This is a genomic window from Candidatus Roseilinea sp. NK_OTU-006, from assembly GCF_012931985.1.
Lineage (GTDB): Bacteria > Chloroflexota > Anaerolineae > J036 > Brachytrichaceae > JAAFGM01.
On the sequence record NZ_JAAFGM010000006.1, the window covers coordinates 115,322 to 132,279 of the forward strand.

The window sequence follows — 16,958 nt, forward strand, 5'->3', positions numbered from 1 at the left end:
GTGCATGCTGGCCGATGCGCGCCTCATGGCGGACGCACCGGCCAGCAAAGTGATAGCCCTATCGGCTTGGCCCTTCCATGCCCTCCAACAGTTGTGGCAGATACCAGATCTGCTGGTCGGTGGCGCGCTCGCCGTCTTTCAGGAAGACGGTGCCATCCTGGAAGTTCAGCGGGCCTTTCCATAGGTCAATGCTGCCGTCGCCCAAGCCCTTGATGAACTCATCGAGGAGCTTTTCGTTCTCCGCGCCCAGCGCCTTGCCCTTGATGTAGCCGAACGCCGAAGTGTCGGGGTTGTTCAGGTCCTTCCAATCGGCTTCGGCCCAAGTCCACGTGCCCTTGTAGGTGCCGGCCATGGCCTCTTGGATGATCTTCAGGTAGCCCGGCCCCCAGTTGTAATAGTGCACGCCCAGGCAGATGTCCGGCGCAAGATCGCAGCCGCCCTTGTAGTCGTAGTGGTGATACTTCACCTTCTTGCCGGCTTCAGCAGCCTTTTTACCTTGCACGGCGACTTCCGGCGTGTCAATTGCGCTCATGACCACGTCGAAGCCGCCGTTGTAAAAGTCGTCGGCGACTTTCGTCGGGTCGAGCGTGACGCCGGGGATGTTGAACCAGAAGCCGATCCACGTAATCTTGAACTGAAGCTCCTTTGGATCGCGCTTCTTGTAATTCTCCCAGCAATACTTCGCGCCCAAGTAGGCGGCGCTGGCGTAGCGGCGCGTCTCCTCGTTAATCAGCGGACCGACCGTGCCGATCTTGCCGTTCTCGCTGCCCAGCGCCGAGGCGCAGCCGGCGATCATCCAGCCGGGCTCCATCTTCGACATGAGGTTACCGAGGTTGGGCTGATCCTTGTAGTTCTTGCCCTCCTTCCACGCATAGTCGCCGGAAGCGTGGATCACTACGATATTCGGATGCTTTTTGGCCGTCTCCAGGGCGTCGTCCTTGAAGTCGTCCGAGTTGAAGATGACGACCTTGGCGCCTTTGGCGATCAGATCATCGGCTACCTGCGAGCCCTTAACGTTGGGCCGGTCAGCAGGGTTGACCTTGTCCACATATTCGAACTTGACGTTGGGCATCTTCTCCATCACGTATTTGGTGCCCTCGACGTGCGCTTCGTTCCAGCCCTTGTCGTTCATCGGTCCGACGATGACCATGCCGACGGTGAAGGTTTGGTCGGCGGCCGGCGCGGCGGGTTGCGCTGGCGCAGCGGACGGGGGCGGCGTAGCGCATGCGCTTGCCAAAGCGCCAATCAGCAGCAATGCCGCCAGGCGTTTATAGTGGTTGGTCTTCATACTCGATCTTCCTCCTCCCTTGAAGTAGATAGTGGATAGTAGAAAGTGTATCGGCGCGGATAGCGCGAATTGTCCCGTACCTGTCGCATCTGCGCAACCCTCAACGGCGCCATCGGACGGTGCGCCGTAACGGGAGCGCTCAAACGCAGATGGCCATTCTTCTACGCGCCGTGCTTCTCTGGCAGCCGCAGATGGTGCTTTGATCGAAGTGCCAGAGCAACGATGCCGGGCTTGTTGGCGCCCGCCGCAGTCCCGCCCCGCGTGTTTACATGGCAACAGTTGTCCGCTGTTGCCACTCGCAAGGCCATCATCGCAAACTGCGCGCAGCGCCTGACGGTGCCATGCCGTCACGGCTGCCTGATCGGCCGCGCTGGGGCCGCCAGTCCGCTACAACGCCTATTGCCAGGCGAGCCTGGCCCGCTCACGGCGCAATCTGCATGCGCGTCACCAGTGAATCTAGCGCCTCCAGCGATGGGACAAACGAATTCGCGGGCTGGGCATTCAACATCGCAGCGATTTGATTGATGTAAGCGGGATAGTTGGCTTCGAACTGCTCCCAGGAGAGACCACCGGGAAGATTCTCGGCAGCGACATCGTCCGGCAAAAGTGGATGCTTGACGGGCAAAATCACTGCAACCCAGTACTTCCCATCTTGCGTGATCCCCTGGTAGGTATACAGCAACTGACTATTGCTTACAGGGAACACATCCTGAGCAAAAGCGGTCAGATAGCGAATGCCCTTCCCATTCTGAAAGGGCAATTTCTGATATTGGGCGTAAAAGACCTGGCCGGCGTTGTAAAGGGGCAGGAAAGGTAAGCTTTCCAGTGAAGCCCCAAACGCATACACGGGAACGCTTTCGCTTGCCAACAGGTTTTGCAACGTGTTCAAGCGCTCTGTCGCTGCTTCGGAGAGAGATTGATATGCGGCGAGCGGGAAAACGTGCACTACTGGCTGGTCGAGAGCATCGCTGCTCAGCGGGTATCCCTCCAAGGTTAGCAGGGTGTGTTCGGGGTGGACATCAGGCCCTTCGGATGCCGCTTCCGTATCGCACGAGAAGGCGCTGCCCAGCGAGGACTCCAGGTACAGGGCGATCTCGTTGCAGGTCACATTTGGTGTAGGCAATGCCGCCGAAGAAGGTGCCGCCGTCGGTTCAAGCGCAATCGTTGTAGTTGGCAAGGCCGCTGCGCCAGAAGACAGCGGCGTTGATTGGGCCGGCACAGGCGTCCCAGGGGGAAGCGCTGGCTCAGCAGGGGGAGGAGGGTTGATGGTAAAGCTGCAGGCCGACAAGAGAATTCCCGGCAGAACAATCAGGATGCTTCTGCTCATCTTGCTCCTTTTGCCATTACGACGCACACCGCTGTGTGCATCCTCGCATCGGCAGGTTTTCAACTGAGCAATTTCTGATGCGTAAACCCTGGCGCATCTCTTAACCATCGTCAGATGGCTTGTTCACGAAGTTCATGGCGTTGTCAATCCCATCGCGGAGCCAGCGCCGGATGCCTTCGACAGCGCGGTCGAAGGCGGGTTCGAGCGCGGCCAATTCGTCGCGCGTGAAGTCGTCTAGCAAAAAGTCTTTCGGGTCGCGGCGGCCGGGGGGCCGGCCTACGCCGATGCGCAGGCGGGGAAAGTCTTCACTGCCGAGACGGGCGATGATGGACTTCATACCGTTGTGGCCCCCCGCGCCGCCCTTGGGCCGCATGCGCAGTTGGCCTGCCGGCAGGTCGAGTTCGTCGTATACCACGAGCAACTCGCCCGGCTCGGACTTGTAGAACTTGACGATCGGCACGACCGACTCGCCGCTCAAGTTCATGAACGTCTGCGGCTTGACCAGCGCGACTTTGTGCCCTTCGATCTCACCCAGCGCGACAATGCCCTTGTGCATCATTCGCGTGAATTTCAAGCCGTGTTTGTCGGCCAGCCGGTCTACGACCATGAAGCCGGCATTGTGGCGGTTGTTGGCATACTGCTTGCCGGGGTTGCCCAGGCCGACGATGATGCGACGACGTTCGTCCATGATTGGCTTCGGCCGGAGCTATTTGCCGTAGTCCACCGGTTGGTGCGTCAGGCGTTGGAGGGCGAACAGCACGACTTTCTTCAGCGCCAAATAGGCGCCGAAGGCGAGGAAGCCGAGGATGGCCAGGCGCGCGCCGCGCGCGAAGGCATCCGGCAATTGTGCGGCGGTGGCGATAGCCACTTGCAACAGGTCGCGCGCAGTTTGCACTTCAGCAATGACGCCTGGCCCAGCCGCGTCGGTGATCACGGCCGAGGCCGCCGGCGTAGGTTCGGCAGTCGCATTCGCCAGGGTAAGGTTGCGCACGATCGCCTCGTTCAGGCTGCCATCTGCGCCGAAGACCTGCAGGCGCAGCGCGTATTTGCCGTCGGGCAGTGGACGGGTGTTCCATGCGCCCAGCATGCCCGATGGCACCGGCTGCACCCCGCCGCCGATCACGATCCAGTTGGCTAGGTCTGGCTCCTGAGCGTAAGCCAGCTCGTAGCGCAAGAAGACCGGCGAAGTGGCGCTGCCCTGGATGGTCACGCTGCCGCGCAACGTCTGGTCGCGCACCGGTGTGATGATGCGGGCAAGCGACTCGCCAGACTGCGCGACAGCGAGCGATCCCACCGCAAGCGTTAGCGCGAGTGCAGCCAGCGCTGTGACGCGCGGCAGTTGTTTGCGAAGAACGCTCATCCTTACCACTCGAAGCTCTGAAACACTTGCACGCCGCGCGCTTGCGCCTCTTGCAGGAAGGCCGGCCGCGCATAGTGCGTGATCAGCACCGGCATGATTTCCTGGCCCGGGTAAGCCTCGCGCACGGCTGCCACTTTGCGTTCGAGCTGTTCAAACACTTCCTGCCGCTCGGCAGAACGCATATCCAGCCGGAGCTTCGACTCGCCGACGATCAGCACGGTCTGGCCGTTCCGGCGCGCCCGGCCGAACAGATTGATCTCTTCGCCGTTGATCTCGGTGCGCACGAGCTTCTGCTCGATCTCAAGGCCGAAATTTCGCCTGAGCAAATCGGGCAACAGGCGATAGGCCTCGTTTTCGAGGGAATAACTCATGGTGCGCGAAAGGCTACCGACTTCAGTAGCCAGCCCTCGCACAACCCCGATCAAGTCGCGGAGCTGATCCGAAGTTTGTCGCTGCGCCTCGGCCAACTCGGCGACGCGCTGGTCGGTGTGCTTCTGCGCCTCGGCCAACTCGGCGACGCGCTGCTCGGTGCGCTTCTGCGCCTCGGCCAGCTCGGCGACGCGCTGGTCGGTGTGCTTCTGCGCCTCGGCCAGCTCGGCGACGCGCTGGTCGGTGTGCTTCTGCGCCTCGGCCAACTCGGCGACGCGCTGCTCGGTGCGCTTCTGCGCCTCGACCAGCTCGGTGACCGTCGCTTTCAACTCGCTGAAGTCGCTAGCCTTGACCAGCGCGTCATAGGCGTCATAAATCACCTCGGCCAGCACGCCGGCCTGCTCTGTTGGGAAGGCGCGCTCCAGGCGTTGGGTCATCTCGGCCTTGTTCATGTCGGCTTATTCACTGGGTATATTGTAAAGCAACCCTACGGTATAATCCTGGGCGCACACGGGGATGACAGGTTTCGACGGATTGTGTCGTGTCCGAGTGGCGAGCCGAGAAGCGACTCTCGTTAAACAGCGCGCAGCACAGTAAGTGCGAAGAAGATCAACTGGAATGCCGTCCCGATGGCTGCGTAAGCCAAAGGGCTGCATCCGCAGCATAGCGTCTGCGGCATCGTTCGTCTCCTCGCGCCGGTGGGGGGCGTAACGGTGTGATAAAGCCGGCGCGCGTTTCACCGAGGTTCGTAGGTGAGCTAACGCGGGCTGATCGCCGAATCAACGAACTGGCGTCTGGATAAACCCGTTGCCGGGGATGCCAGGCGCGAGATTCAAACGGCAACTACGCTCGTAGTCACTCGCGGCAGGCGCATTTCGGACCCGGGTTCGATTCCCGGCATCTCCACTACTCCACAGCGGCGCACCCCTCCCTCCACATGCATCTCAGTCTTCTCTCACTTCTCAGAATTATTCTCGCCTAGCTTGAGTTGTTTGAGATTGGAGATGTGAAAGGAGAGATGTGAAATATGAAAGTCAAACGCAGTGAAGGGATTGAGGCGATGTTCCGTGAGCCCTACTATGCCATTGGCGCCGATGGGGTGCGAATCGCATACTACGTATACGGCAATGGCCCCGAGGTGATGTTTTGGCAGCATGGTTTTAACTCTGATGCAGCGCACTGGGAACGCATGTTGTCGTTCTTTCCTGTAGATGAGTATCGCATCGTCGCGCCCGATTTGCGCGGCTGTGGGAACTCCGATAAGCCAGCCGATGAGGGCGCATACACCTTCGATCATCTGACTGAGGATGCGTTGGCCGTCATCCGCGCCGAAGCACTCCGCGATTTCACCGTGCTCGGCCACTCAACTGGCGGCGCCATTGCCCAATGGCTCGCCTCTGAGCTAGGGGAGGCGGTCAAAGCGCTGGTGCTGATCGGCCCGGTGCCGGCGACCGGCGTGCCGGTGAACGAGGCAGCGCGCAATCTATTCTTGCAAGGCGCAGACGGAGAGGGTAAGGCACAAGGGCGCGCGCGCATCCTGCAGTTGGGCTGGTATGGGGATATGCCCCAGGAAGTGCTCGATGAGCTTTTGCCCGGCGCGCTGACGTGGAGCAGGGAAGCGTTCGTCGGCGTTTTCAACACGTGGACGACCGGCGTCAACTTCCCAGAGCGCCTCGCGCGCATTACAGCGCCCACCATCGTGATCGGCGGTCAGCACGAGCCGTTTCTCGTCAAGGACTTCATGATGGCCGCCGTCGTCAATCGCATTCCGAACGCGCGCTACGTCACCGTGTCGGATTGCGCCCACTTCATCCACATTCAGCAAGCGGCCGTAACTGCGGGAATCGCGCGTGGGTTCGTGGCAGCGCAGGCGGCGTGCGCGTGATGCAAATGTCCATTGCGCCCATGATCGAAGTCTCATTTACACTGCCCGACGGCCGTTCGTTCGGTGGCTCGATGCCGCGCGAGAGGGTGGTTCATCAGGCGCTGCATGCCTTTCTCCCTGAGGACGTGATGCATCGGCATCGCTTGCGCATCACGCTGCCGACCGGCGAGTTGATCTTCCCGGACATGTGGCTGTACGAAATCCACGACTACTACGGCCATTGTCGCTTCTTGCTGGAGGCGACGCCGCTGAAGGAGCATAAGGCCGAGTTCGTCAACTTCGGCTTCGACCATCTCGCGCTGGCCACCACCGATCGCGAAGCGTGCCGACATTTCTTTCAGGATGGCCTGAAGATGAAGAACGTGCGCGACGACGAGCACTTGTTGGTGCTCACCACCGGTGTGAACGCGTTGTTCTTCTTCAAGGCCGAGCCGGGTCAGCCTTTGAGCGATGGGTTGCCGTCGCGCATTCACCACATCGGCTTTGTGGTGGACGATCTAGAAGCAGCGTATACGCACTTAAAGGCGACTTGCCCGGAATACGTTAGCGACTTCACACTGCTGGAGCGCGCCGAACGGCTGTCGCTCTACGGCACGATCGAGCTGGGTGGCATCCGCTTCATGATTCAGCTCAGCCAGATCAAGCCGGAATACAAGGGCCTCAAAGGCGAAAGCGCCGCGCCCCTGCGCGAGTTCTATGACTACGCCTCGCGCGACTATGGCATCCGGTTAGCGTGAGCGGCGGGCGCACCTTTCTGCAAGGGCAGGACATCGGGTGGGCGCAGGCAATACCTGCGCCTACCCCGCACGTTGCGCCCATCCCTTGCCGGCAATGCCCCCCTGAGTGACAAGCGATGGGGTTGCATGTATATTCACCTTCGTCATGCATAAGCCGGACTGGAAAGAATGGATGAAGCAACCGCTCATCTGGACGGAGCGGATCCGCTCGCGCGCGCTAGTGTGGACACCAGATGCGCATTGGTTTATCAACGACCCGCTCGGCCCGCTGCCGCATGCTCACGATGATGCGTCTGAGATCATCTACATCGCTGCCGGCCAGATGGACATTCAGGTTGGCGCAAGCAAGCAGCGCGTCGGCCCAGGCGAATTGCTGTTCATGCCGCCGGATCGCTATCACAATTACTGGCTGGTGGGCGATGAGACGGTGTGCCTCTACGTCCTGGTGGTGCCAAACCACAAACATGCGCGCTGGCGCTACAAGGACTTCAAGCCAGGCGCGTTTGAGGGTCATGCGTCGCTGAAGAGCGCCTTCGCGCCCGACGCGACCGAGTCCATGCCATCCGACGAGCGGATCGCGACGCATGTCCGCGTGCTGCCGGCCGGTGAAGCAACGGGCGTGATGGTGGAGAGCGTCAAAGAAAAGATGATCTACATCCTCGACGGCGAGGCGGGCATCGAGATCGAACGGCTGAGCGGCGCAATGCGACCGAACGATTACCAACATGTGCCGGCCACGCACCGTCACCGCATCATCAACACCGGCGCAACGCCACTGCGTTACTTCGAGTTCGTGTGCTTCGACCCGACTGCACCGGCCATCGTCCGTCCAGAGGACGCCCATCTCGTGAAAGCGTGACGCGCCATGAAAGCGATGTGCTTGGAAGGGCTGGCGCGACTGAAGGGGAACGAAGCGCCGTTGATGCGCGCCGATCTGCTCTGCGCGGTGGTGAGCGTCTGGGTCTAACCGGCTTCGGCGCATCGGGTCGTCGCGCGCTTCAGGCAGTCCGGCATCGCTCCTCGCCCATCAAGGCGCAGGCGGGATGCGCGCGCATGCGAGGGAAGCCATGCTATCGAACAAGAGCCCGTTCCGGTTGCGTCCATATGCTTGGGTGGTGGTTGCGGCAGCGGCTGCCTTCGCTATCGTGGCGATCGGCGTCATCGCTGCACTGGCCATCGCATCACGGCCGGCATCGCCGCCTACGCCCATGGCTGAGCGGCCCATTGTCGTGCAGACGGTCGAAAAGCTCATCATCATCACGGCTACGCCGACGCCGACCGAACCACCGACGCCGACAGCTCCACCCACTGCCACGCCGACGCCGGAGCCCACGCCGACACCAACCCCTACGCCGACTCCGCTGCCGCCGCCGAAGTGGAACGCGCTCAGCGACCTGAGCACCTTAGAATACACCGCCTCCACCGTGGTCGAACTGTCGCGGACACGTCAGGGGATTGGCGGCGTGCTGCTCGGCGCCGATCGCGTCGTACTCATGGCTGTGGGTCGGATCCGTGCCGGCGTGGATTTGAGCCGGATCAAGTCGTCCGACGTGCAGATCAACGGCCGGAGCATCAAGATCAAGGTGCCGCGGGCCCAGGTGCTCACCGTCGAGCTGTTGCCCGAGGCATCCCGTGTGTTCGACAGCCAACGGAGTTGGCTGTTCTCGGAATACGAGGGCCTGGAATTGGCGGCCATGGACGAAGCGCGGCGCAAACTGCGCGCGGAGGCCGAGCGCAACGCGGCAATGCTGGAGATCACCGAGACGTTGACCCGACTGCAACTGGCCGAGTTCCTACGCCAAGCTGGGTTCGAGCAGGTCGAGATCGAGTTTGAGCGCTAAGCCGTAACGCCCTTCGCAAGCTGAGCGCAACTTCGGAAAGAGCCTAAAATGCAGCCATGCATCAGCAACCCTCGCGGGTTCAGTCCGGCCAACCCAGCATCCGCCGGCGCATCATCCAAGAAGTGGATCCGCAGGAATACAAGCGCATCCGCAAGCTATGGATTGATCATTCGCGCGCCGAAGATGCGCGCGATATCCCCGGCCTAATCGCCACGTTGTCGGAGTCGTGCGTGTACGAGCTGATCCCTACCGGCCAGCGCTGGGAGGGGCATGACGGCGCACGCGATTTCTACCTCACCTTCCTCGGTGCGTTTCCCGACGTGCACTTCGAGGTCTACGACGTGGTCATCGGCCCACAGGGCGTCGCCGAGTTCGCCAATATGACCGGCACGCACCTTGGCCCGTGGGCCGGCCTGGAAGCCACCGGCCGGCCGGTCAACGTCAAGATCATCATCTACTTCCCGTGGAACCGCGCCGCCCAAAAGTTCGACGGCGAAAGGGTGTATTTCGACATGGCCGAGATGATGCGGCAATTGCAGTGACTTCATCGAGCATGGAATTCCATATCTCCCGCGCCGCCCGCGACCGCTACGACTTCGATCAGTCCCTCTATCAGTTCACCGGCAACGCCGTCTTCGCCGATCTGCGCGCCGTGCGCGAGTTCGCCCAACGCATGAACGACCGGCGTGACGCCGCGCACAATCCGGACCGCGCCGTCCGCGCCGGCGAGCTGAACGCGATGGGGCTGATTGACGAGCTATTGCACCTGGTCGTGCGCCTCTATGATGAAGCTTTGCGCCAACGCGGGCAAATGCCATCCCATCGGCGCAGCTTTAGCGATGCGCTGGACTATGCCAGCCAAAAGCTCGGTCCCGAGGCTGTGTATGCAACGTTAGCGCGCTTCACCGAGCACTTCCCTCCGCTCCCCGTGTATCGCCGCGAGATGAATCCGGCGACCTATCTGGTCGCATATAGCACGGACGCGCTTGAGGAGCTGATGATGCTGTGGCTGGAGAACGAGAATCCGGCCTTCCGGCCATTTGCCGAATTGTTCGACGACGCCCCGGTCGCCGACGGCACGGCTTACCACCAGTTGATCGCCGCGATTCGAGAATTCTTCGATCAGCAGCCGCGCTTCGGCCCAGACGATCAAACGTTGATCGAAATGCTCCAGGCGCCGGCGCGCGCTGCGCCGGATTCGTTGCAAGGACAGTTGGAGTTCATCCGGCAGCGCTGGGCGCCGTACTTCGGGGAGGCGTTCAGCCGCTTCCTCACCCGCTTGCTGACCAGCTTCGACTTGATCCGCGAAGATGAGAAGGCGGCGTTCGGGTTCGGCGGGCCAGGGCCTTCGCGGGCGCCGACCATCGAAGACTTGCGCGGCATCAACGCTGCGCCGTCGGGTGACATCACTGTGATCGAGCGCGAGGCGTTTACGCCCGATACGGACTGGATGCCGCGGTTGGTGTTGTTGGCCAAGAATACCTACGTGTGGCTCGATCAACTCTCGCGCAAATATCAACGCGCCATCACCCGGCTCGACCAGGTGCCGGACGAGGAGTTGGCGCAGATGGCGGAATGGGGCATCACCGGCCTGTGGTTGATCGGCCTGTGGGAGCGCAGCAAGGCGTCGCAGCGCATCAAGCAACTCATGGGCGCGCACGATGCCGTGGCCTCGGCCTATTCACTCTACGACTACACCATCGCCGAGGACCTGGGCGGCGAAGCTGCGCTGAACCACCTCAAGGCGCAGGCCTGGCGCTACGGCATCCGCCTCGCCAGCGACATGGTGCCCAACCACATGGGTATTGACTCGAAGTGGGTGATCGAGCGACCGGACTACTTCCTCTCGCTCGCTCACCCGCCTTTCCCGTCCTACACGTTCGATGGTCCCGACCTCTCCAGCGACCCGCGCGTCGGCATCTTCCTCGAAGATCATTACTACACGCGCACCGACGCCGCGGTAGTCTTCAAGCGCCTCGACCGCCAGACGGGTGACGTGCGCTATATCTATCACGGCAATGATGGCACCTCCTTCCCGTGGAACGACACGGCACAGATCAACTATCTCAACCCGGAAGCGCGGGAAGCCGTGATCCAGACCATTCTGCACGTAGCGCGACAGTTCCCCATCATCCGCTTCGACGCGGCTATGACGCTGGCCAAGCGGCACATCCGCCGGCTATGGTTTCCCGAGCCGGGGGCGGGTGGGGCGATCCCGTCGCGCGCCGGCCACGGTTTGACGGCCGCGGAGTTCGACGCGCTGATGCCGAACGAATTCTGGCGCGAGGTCGTGGATCGCGCGGCCGTCGAAGCGCCCGACACGCTTCTGTTGGCCGAGGCGTTTTGGATGCTGGAAGGCTACTTCGTCCGCACGCTGGGCATGCACCGCGTCTACAACAGCGCGTTCATGAATATGCTGCGCGACGAAAAGAACGGCGAGTATCGCCAGCTCATCAAGAACACCCTCGAGTTCGACCCCGAAATCCTGCGCCGCTACGTCAACTTCCAGAATAACCCGGACGAGAAGACGGCGGTCGAACAATTCGGCAAAGGCGACAAATACTTCGGCGTATGCGTGTTGATGTGCACCATGCCCGGTTTGCCGATGTTTGGGCACGGCCAGATCGAGGGCTACACCGAAAAGTATGGCATGGAGTTTCGCTATCCCAAGCTGTGGGAATGGCCCGATCAGGCGCTGGTCGCCCGGCATGAGCGCGAGATCTTCCCGCTGTTGAAGAAACGCTACTTGTTCGCCGGCGTAGATCGGTTTCGGCTGTTCGACTTCTACACAGCGGACGGCAGCGTGAACGAGGACGTGTTTGCCTACTCAAACGCCTACGGCGATGAGAAGACGTTGGTGATATACCACAACAAGTTCGCCGAAACGCGCGGGTGGATCCATACGTCGGCCGCCTACGCCGTCAAACCGGCCGACAAGAAGGTGCTTGTCCGGTCCACGTTGGGTGAGGCGCTGGGTTTGCACGACGATGCGGAGCACTTCGTCGTGTTCCACGACGCCATCAGCGGGCTAGAGTTTATTCGCAGCAGTCGCGAACTATGCGCGCGCGGCCTACACATGGCGTTGCGCGCCTATGAGTATCACGTCTTCGACCGCATCAATGAAGTTCGGGAGGACGCCGCGCATCCTTACGCCGAGCTGGACGCCCGGCTGCAAGGGCGCTGGGTCGCGAGCATCTCGGAAGAGTTGGAGATTGTGCGGTTGACGCCGGTCGCGCGCGCATACCGGCGGCTGGTAGATGCCGATCTGATGAAGCGTTTGATGGGCGCGGCGACGCTAGCCGAGGCCGAACGTGAGCAGGCGCTCGACGACCTCGAAGCGCGCATGCAGGCCGTGCTCGAAGCGATTCAGCGTCACACGCGCGGCGAGGATGCCGTGGACGCCGAAGCCGGCCGCGCGGTCGCCCGCGCCGCCCGTAAGGATGCGCGCCGCTTCATGGCATTGCGCACACTGGGCCGTTTGCCGGATGATGAGGCCACGCTGGCGACGACGCTCGGCTGGCTGCTCTCGCGTCGAATGGGCGAAGCGGCGCAAACGCTGTTGGAAGCAACGCGCCCAGTCCAGGATGGAACGCCGCGATCTACGGCTGATCCCGCGCAGGCCAGCCGGATCTGGCTCACCCGCTGGCGCTTGGGCGAGGCACTGCACGACGCCCTGCGCGAACTCGGCATGGACGACCCGCAAGCCTACGTCGCCGTGGCGCAGGTCAAGCTGGTCCTGACGCACAGCGATCTGCTCATGCTGCCTGCGCAGGTTCGCCCCCCTGAATCGAGTGCTGCGGCCCTCGCGCCCAACTCCAGCCCACGCATCGCTGCGCTTCGCGCGCTGTTTGCCGATCCCGAAGCTCAGGCGTTGCTTCAGGTGAATGTGTACGACGGCATCACCTACTTCAGCAAGGAAGCGTTCGAGTCGCTTGTCGCGGTGCTGGAGGCGGCGGCGACGCTCAACGGCGCCGACGACGCGCGCGCCCGGGCGCAGGCGCTGATCGAAGCGGCAACAGCCGCCGGATACCGCGTGGCGCAACTGCTGTCCGAGTCGGCAGCGCCCGATGCTCAACCGGCGTCTCGACGAGGCACTGCAAGCCCGATGGCAAGCTGAACGTCTCGAGCATGAACCGGATTCCGGCCATTCAACTGCCGAAGCCGTGCAATCATCCGATGTGCCTACTGGGTATAACGCCTCGTTGGGGTGACTGTTACGCAGGCGAACGACCGCACTGCGTCCCCGTGGTTGGGTGATGCGTTGGCTCTGCCCAACTGACTAGTTGACATAGAGGCGACCTGTCATACAATGTAAATGCAATATCCATCTGCTCGCTCGAGGCGCGTGGCTGCAGCCAGGCGCCATCTCTGAAACAAAAGGAGGTGACAGAACAGATGAACGACAAGGTTCCAGAGCGATGGAGGCCACTGTTCACCAACGAGGAGTGGTTGCAGCACCAACTCGTCGTGTTGGGTTCGTGGATCTTCTTCTTCCTGGCCGGGCTGATTCACATCATCATCGCGATGTACAAGCCCTGGATCTCGCCGAATCCGTAATTGCACCCTATGCTCTCAATAACAGGAGGTGAGCCGACATGAGAGATCCGAAGTTCATAGACTTCAAGACTGCATTGGGGATCTACGTCGTAACGGCAGTGCTGACGACGCTGTTGATCCACTTTGTGCTACTGAGCTCAAGCTGGAACACGTTCTGGCTGAAGTGAAGCGTTAGTCATCATTCTCCGGTGGAGGGCTGCAGCGCTGAAGAGGCTGAACGAGCGAGATCAGTTGGATAGCGCGGCGATGCACCCTCCGCCGGTTTCTTAATCGAATAATCGAGTCTGGGCTGTCGGGGCGTCGAGGCGAGTGTAAAGTGCGGTGAGCCGTGTTCGAGTCAGCGACGTTGCGAGTGTTTTTATCATCTTTTTATTTCATCATTCGCCCCGCCTCTGCATGGACGACCGCATAAGCGACGACAAGCCTACGCACACCTCAAGCCCTGACTCTAAAAGGAGACAGGCTTATGTTGTCGTTCGAGGCGAAATATCGCCAAGAGGCGATGGCTGTTCCCCCGCGCGCCTCATTCGGCCTGCTGAAGATCTGGATCGGCCGCTTCTACCTCGGTTTCTGGGGCGTGGTGGCGCTGGTCTTCGGCATCCTTGGATCGGGCGTGTGGTTCTGGCAGGTGTTGTTCGTTGATCCCAACCGCACGAACAACCCGCTGCTGAACTTCATCCGCGGGCAAATTGCGCCGCCGCCACCAAGCGTCGGCCTGGCCATCACCTTTGACCCGAACAAGGGATTCTGGTGGCTCTTCGTAGTCTTCTGTGCGACGGTGACGTTCTTCGCATGGATGATGCGGCAGATAGACATCTCGCGCCTGCTCAAGATCGGGTATCAGGTGCCGATCGCCTTTGGAGCGGTGTTGTCCTCTTGGGTGACGATTCAGATCGTGCGCCCCATCCTGCTCGGCAGTTGGTCCGAGGGCTTCCCGCTGGGTGTGATTGCTCACCTGGACTGGCTCTCGGCCTTCGGCTATCGCTACTACAACTTCTTCTACAACCCATTCCACGCCATCGGCATCACGCTGCTGTTCGGCAGCGCGTTTGTGCTCTCGTTGCACGGCGCAACGATCTTGAGCGCCGCGCGCAAGAAGAGCGAGGGCGTCACCGAAGAGAACGTCAACCGCTTCTACTGGGACTTCTTCGGCTACAGCATCGGCGAAATCGGTATCCATCGCCTGGCCTTCTGGGCTGCGGTGATGTGCGTGCTGATGAGCAACCTGTGCTTCGTGCTGTCCGGCACGGTCGTCCAGGACTGGAGCGCTTTCTGGGATTTCTGGAACTACGCGCCGTTTTGGAAGAACTTCCCCTTCAACTAGCTCAGATGGCGGAATTCCGATCCGGATTCCAGCGCTGGTTTCTGGCCTCTGGCTTCTGGCTTCTGGACTCTGCCATCTGACCTTCTGGAGAAACTATGGCTACGGAAGTGTATCGCGAGAGTTTTGAGCGGCGCACCAAAACCGTGAGGTATCTCCGCTTCTTGGAGGGATTGGCCGATACGCAAGTCGGGCCGATCTACCTCGGGATGTGGGGTGCGCTGGCTTTCTTCTCCTACCTGCTGTGCGTGTTCATCACCGCCATCGGTTTCGGTGAGCAGGTGGGCTACAACCCGATCCGCTTCTTGCGCGAGCTGCCGGTGCTCACGCTCTATCCGCCGCCGCCATCGGCCGGCTTGCAGATGGCGCCGCTGCAGGAGGGCGGCTACTGGCAACTCGCCACGCTGTTCCTATCGCTGACGCTGGTGTTCTGGACGATCCGCATCTGGACGCGCGCCGTGGCCAACGGCCTGCGCCCGATGGTGCCGATCGCCTTCAGCGCGGCGCTGTTCCTTTACGCATCCATCTACATCATCCATCCGATCTGGGTGAACTCTTGGAACGAGGCGCCGCCGCACGGCCTGCGCGGCATCCTGCTGTGGACGAACCACTTCAGCGTCAAGTACGGCAACTTCTACTACAACCCGTTCCACATGGTCTCGATCTTCGCGTTGCTGGGCAGCACGCTGATCTTGGCCATGCACGGCGCCACCATCTTGGCCACGTTGTCCTACGGCGCACATCGCGAGATTGATGAGATCGAAAAGAGCGACGAAGGGACGCACCGCGCGCAGTTGTTGTGGCGCTGGGTGATGGGGTTCAACGCGACGGCCTACACCATCCACCAGTGGGCGCTGGGTTTCGCCACGCTCGTCGCAGTCGCCGGCGCTATCGGCGTGCTGCTCAGCGGGCCGGTCGTGCCCGACTGGTTCCAGTGGGGCTGCCGCGCAGACATCGTACCGGGCTTGCAGAAAGCCTGTGTGCCATAGGAGGCTGCCATGTCTTTCGAGAATGACCCTGCTCCTCCCGGTGCAGTTGCCGTTTACGATGAACGACAGCGCCAGATCTTGCGCGGCGAGCTGGTTGGCCTGGTTGCCATGACCGTGCTTGCCCTCGGCGGCGTGATCGCCCTGTCTATGGCGCTGGTGGACTGGCGCGCGTTCCAGGGTTGGCGCGCCGAGAGCACCTACAACTACGCCGGTGTGCAACAGATTGACTTCGTCGAGTATCTGAGTCGTCAAAAGCAGACCATTGCGCAGCCAAGCGCCGAAGCGCTCCAGGCTTATAACGCCTGGCAGCAGCAGAACCCGCAAACGGTCAACGTTCAGGTGCTGACCAAGTACCTCGGGCCGCAATACAACACCACTGCCAAGGTGTTCGAGTACATGAGCAAGTACTTCACGCCCGGCGTTGGCCAGAGCTGCGAGTACTGCCACAACTTGCAGAACTTCGCTGCCTACGACAAGCCGCAGAAGACCGTGGCCAAGGCGATGCTGATCATGCAGTTCGAGCTGCAGAACAAATGGATCAGCAGCATTCCGCGGCCGGCAGGTCAGCCGCTGTATCAACTGCAGTGCGCGACCTGTCACTATGGCAAGGCGCAGTTCTGGAACACCGACCAGAAGAACGTGCCCACAATCGAGAACCTGGCGATGTTCGGCATCGCCGGCGGCGGCAACCCGACGCAGTACGACATGAAGCACTACGGCATCACGCTGAACGGCAAGCCGCCCGCTAGCTACGAGATCGTGGACGATAAGCTGCTGGCTGCGCGGCCCGACGCGGAGGGCAACGTCAACTACTTCCAGGTGACCGCGAACAAGGATACGCCGGCCGGCCTGAACGACACCTACCGCAACCAGGCGGCGATGTACCACATGAACACGGCGTTGGCCGTCGGCTGCGACTTCTGCCACTACGGCGGCTACTTCAAGTCGTATGTGCTTGAAGACGGCACGTTCAAGTGGCCCAAGTCGCAGGCGCGCCACATGATCGGTATGATGCAGGACATCGCCATCAACTGGTTCCCGCAGATGCCGAAGGCTGACCCGACGCGCGGCAACCTGGCCCAGCCGAACTGCTGGATGTGCCACCGCGGCAACGTTGTGCCGCCCGGCGCCTACCTCCCTGGCGAGGGCGAAGTGCCACAGAAGGTGAGCGATCCGGAGATCAAGCCGTTGGTGGATCTGCCGGTGCCTGCGCCCAAGCTGCCGTCGCAGTAGTTCGAGAGATTGGAGATTGGCGATTGGCGATCGGCGATGGCCACCGACCTT

General features: G+C 61.4%; 15 protein-coding genes, 1 other RNA gene and 1 pseudogene. 12 read left to right on the plus strand and 5 right to left on the minus strand.

Annotated features, from left to right (window positions below; translation table 11 throughout):
• Positions 1-58: 58 nt before the first annotated feature.
• From GXH28_RS05610 to GXH28_RS05630, 5 genes are all read right to left on the minus strand, one after another.
• Positions 59-1,288, minus strand: coding sequence for a BMP family lipoprotein (locus GXH28_RS05610; RefSeq protein ID WP_169238036.1), 1,230 nt, complete (start codon positions 1,286-1,288; stop codon positions 59-61).
• Positions 1,289-1,709: 421 nt separating this feature from the next.
• Entirely contained in the window at positions 1,710-2,615 is a 906-nt protein-coding gene (locus GXH28_RS05615; protein ID WP_169238037.1) for a hypothetical protein, read from the minus strand.
• Positions 2,616-2,715: 100 nt separating this feature from the next.
• Complete coding sequence (gene pth, locus GXH28_RS05620) at positions 2,716-3,303, minus strand: aminoacyl-tRNA hydrolase (protein ID WP_169238038.1); 588 nt, start codon at positions 3,301-3,303, stop codon at positions 2,716-2,718.
• Positions 3,304-3,321: 18 nt separating this feature from the next.
• Entirely contained in the window at positions 3,322-3,975 is a 654-nt protein-coding gene (locus GXH28_RS05625; protein ID WP_169238039.1) for a hypothetical protein, read from the minus strand.
• 2 nt (positions 3,976-3,977) lie between these two features.
• Complete coding sequence (locus tag GXH28_RS05630) at positions 3,978-4,796, minus strand: hypothetical protein (RefSeq protein WP_169238040.1); 819 nt, start codon at positions 4,794-4,796, stop codon at positions 3,978-3,980.
• A gap of 60 nt (positions 4,797-4,856) precedes the next feature.
• Here GXH28_RS05630 and ssrA point away from each other — a divergent pair.
• The 12 genes and pseudogenes from ssrA (at position 4,857) to GXH28_RS05685 (ending at position 16,907) form a co-directional block, all read left to right on the plus strand.
• Positions 4,857-5,253, plus strand: a transfer-messenger RNA (tmRNA) gene (ssrA, locus tag GXH28_RS05635).
• Between the two features lie 292 nt (positions 5,254-5,545).
• Positions 5,546-6,229 (plus strand): annotated as a pseudogene (locus GXH28_RS05640) (alpha/beta fold hydrolase); the annotation flags it as partial.
• A 20-nt stretch (positions 6,230-6,249) separates the two neighbouring features.
• Entirely contained in the window at positions 6,250-6,966 is a 717-nt protein-coding gene (locus tag GXH28_RS05645; RefSeq protein ID WP_169238042.1) for a VOC family protein, read from the plus strand.
• Between the two features lie 172 nt (positions 6,967-7,138).
• Positions 7,139-7,825: a cupin domain-containing protein gene (locus GXH28_RS05650; protein WP_169238043.1), complete on the plus strand. Its 687-nt coding sequence runs from the start codon at positions 7,139-7,141 to the stop codon at positions 7,823-7,825.
• 208 nt (positions 7,826-8,033) lie between these two features.
• The gene (locus GXH28_RS05655) at positions 8,034-8,807 is read left to right on the plus strand and encodes a DUF4230 domain-containing protein (protein WP_169238044.1); all 774 of its coding nucleotides are present in this window, start codon (positions 8,034-8,036) and stop codon (positions 8,805-8,807) included.
• A gap of 56 nt (positions 8,808-8,863) precedes the next feature.
• Complete coding sequence (locus tag GXH28_RS05660; protein ID WP_169238045.1) at positions 8,864-9,349, plus strand: ester cyclase; 486 nt, start codon at positions 8,864-8,866, stop codon at positions 9,347-9,349.
• Between the two features lie 11 nt (positions 9,350-9,360).
• The gene (locus GXH28_RS05665; RefSeq protein ID WP_169238046.1) at positions 9,361-12,924 is read left to right on the plus strand and encodes an alpha-amylase family glycosyl hydrolase; all 3,564 of its coding nucleotides are present in this window, start codon (positions 9,361-9,363) and stop codon (positions 12,922-12,924) included.
• Positions 12,925-13,202: 278 nt separating this feature from the next.
• The gene (locus tag GXH28_RS05670) at positions 13,203-13,364 is read left to right on the plus strand and encodes a light-harvesting protein (RefSeq protein ID WP_169238047.1); all 162 of its coding nucleotides are present in this window, start codon (positions 13,203-13,205) and stop codon (positions 13,362-13,364) included.
• Positions 13,365-13,402: 38 nt separating this feature from the next.
• Positions 13,403-13,531, plus strand: coding sequence for a hypothetical protein (locus tag GXH28_RS16650; RefSeq protein WP_255464528.1), 129 nt, complete (start codon positions 13,403-13,405; stop codon positions 13,529-13,531).
• A 299-nt stretch (positions 13,532-13,830) separates the two neighbouring features.
• Positions 13,831-14,688 carry a photosynthetic reaction center subunit L gene (locus GXH28_RS05675; RefSeq protein ID WP_240550208.1) on the plus strand — a complete coding sequence of 286 codons (858 nt, stop codon included), beginning with the start codon at positions 13,831-13,833 and terminating at the stop codon, positions 14,686-14,688.
• Between the two features lie 95 nt (positions 14,689-14,783).
• Positions 14,784-15,674: a photosynthetic reaction center subunit M gene (locus GXH28_RS05680; RefSeq protein ID WP_169238048.1), complete on the plus strand. Its 891-nt coding sequence runs from the start codon at positions 14,784-14,786 to the stop codon at positions 15,672-15,674.
• Positions 15,675-15,683: 9 nt separating this feature from the next.
• On the plus strand, positions 15,684-16,907 hold the full coding sequence (locus GXH28_RS05685; RefSeq protein WP_169238049.1) for a photosynthetic reaction center cytochrome c subunit family protein: 1,224 nt from the start codon (positions 15,684-15,686) through the stop codon (positions 16,905-16,907).
• The last annotated feature ends 51 nt before the right edge of the window (positions 16,908-16,958 follow it).

Coding starts and splice junctions, on each gene's coding strand:
- GXH28_RS16650 (WP_255464528.1), top strand. CDS start 13,403: ATGAGAGATCCGAAGTTCATAGACTTCAAGACTGCATTGGGGATCTAC.
- GXH28_RS05625 (WP_169238039.1), bottom strand. CDS start 3,975: ATGAGCGTTCTTCGCAAACAACTGCCGCGCGTCACAGCGCTGGCTGCA.
- GXH28_RS05650 (WP_169238043.1), top strand. CDS start 7,139: ATGAAGCAACCGCTCATCTGGACGGAGCGGATCCGCTCGCGCGCGCTA.
- GXH28_RS05665 (WP_169238046.1), top strand. CDS start 9,361: ATGGAATTCCATATCTCCCGCGCCGCCCGCGACCGCTACGACTTCGAT.
- GXH28_RS05660 (WP_169238045.1), top strand. CDS start 8,864: ATGCATCAGCAACCCTCGCGGGTTCAGTCCGGCCAACCCAGCATCCGC.
- GXH28_RS05675 (WP_240550208.1), top strand. CDS start 13,831: ATGTTGTCGTTCGAGGCGAAATATCGCCAAGAGGCGATGGCTGTTCCC.
- GXH28_RS05680 (WP_169238048.1), top strand. CDS start 14,784: ATGGCTACGGAAGTGTATCGCGAGAGTTTTGAGCGGCGCACCAAAACC.
- GXH28_RS05655 (WP_169238044.1), top strand. CDS start 8,034: ATGCTATCGAACAAGAGCCCGTTCCGGTTGCGTCCATATGCTTGGGTG.
- GXH28_RS05610 (WP_169238036.1), bottom strand. CDS start 1,288: ATGAAGACCAACCACTATAAACGCCTGGCGGCATTGCTGCTGATTGGC.
- GXH28_RS05645 (WP_169238042.1), top strand. CDS start 6,250: ATGATCGAAGTCTCATTTACACTGCCCGACGGCCGTTCGTTCGGTGGC.
- GXH28_RS05615 (WP_169238037.1), bottom strand. CDS start 2,615: ATGAGCAGAAGCATCCTGATTGTTCTGCCGGGAATTCTCTTGTCGGCC.
- GXH28_RS05670 (WP_169238047.1), top strand. CDS start 13,203: ATGAACGACAAGGTTCCAGAGCGATGGAGGCCACTGTTCACCAACGAG.
- GXH28_RS05685 (WP_169238049.1), top strand. CDS start 15,684: ATGTCTTTCGAGAATGACCCTGCTCCTCCCGGTGCAGTTGCCGTTTAC.
- pth (WP_169238038.1), bottom strand. CDS start 3,303: ATGGACGAACGTCGTCGCATCATCGTCGGCCTGGGCAACCCCGGCAAG.
- GXH28_RS05630 (WP_169238040.1), bottom strand. CDS start 4,796: ATGAACAAGGCCGAGATGACCCAACGCCTGGAGCGCGCCTTCCCAACA.